This is a genomic window from Pseudooceanicola lipolyticus (assembly GCF_002786325.1).
Classification (GTDB): domain Bacteria; phylum Pseudomonadota; class Alphaproteobacteria; order Rhodobacterales; family Rhodobacteraceae; genus Pseudooceanicola_C; species Pseudooceanicola_C lipolyticus.
The window spans coordinates 1-760 of record NZ_PGTB01000404.1 but is presented as its reverse complement, the minus strand read 5'-3'; the positions used below and the strand labels follow the sequence as shown (position 1 = coordinate 760).

1 pseudogene is annotated in these 760 nt (G+C 72.2%); it reads left to right on the top strand.

Features of this window, described 5'->3' with window-relative positions:
* Nucleotides 1–760: pseudogene (locus tag CVM52_RS26250) on the top strand (ABC transporter permease); the annotation flags it as partial.

Here is a 760-nt window from a genome sequence, read left to right as displayed (position 1 = left end):
CCTGGTCCTGCTCGACGGGCTGGTGGCGGGCTTTGCCCTGCTGGCCGGCCTGCTGCTGGGTGCGGCACTGCTGTTGCCGATGCTTCTGAACCTGGTTCTGGCGACGCTGTCGCGGCGCGCGCGCGGGCCGGTGGCCGAATGGGTCTGGGCCGACCTGCGCGGCCAGCTGCCCGGCCTGTCGCTGGCGCTGATGGCGCTGCTGCTGGCGCTGGCCACCAATGTCGGCGTCGGCACCATGGTGTCGAGCTTCCGGCTTACCTTCACCGGCTGGCTGGACCAGCGGCTGATGTCGGAGCTTTACCTCTCGGCCCGCGATGACGCCCAGGGCGCGGATCTGGCGCAATGGCTGCAGCCCCGCGCCGAGGCAGTGCTGCCGATCCGCTTTGCCGAGACCCGGCTGGGCGGCGCGCCGGGGCGGATCTATGGCGTGGTTGATCACCCCACTTATCGCGACCACTGGCCGCTGATCGCCGCCGAACCGGAAGCCTGGGACCGGGTCGCCGCCGGCGATGCGGCGCTGGTCAACGAACAGCTGGCCCGCCGCGACGGGCTGTGGCCGGGCCGCACGGTGCAGCTGGCGCCGGGCTGGGCGCTGCCGGTGGCCGGGGTCTATTCCGATTACGGCAACCCCTCGGGCCAGGCAATCACCGCTCTGCCGGCGCTGTTGGAGCGGTTTCCAAATGTGCCGAACCAGCGTTTCGGCCTGCGGGTGGCGCCCGAGCGCGCCACGGCGCTGGCCGCGGAGTTGCGCGCGGCTTTC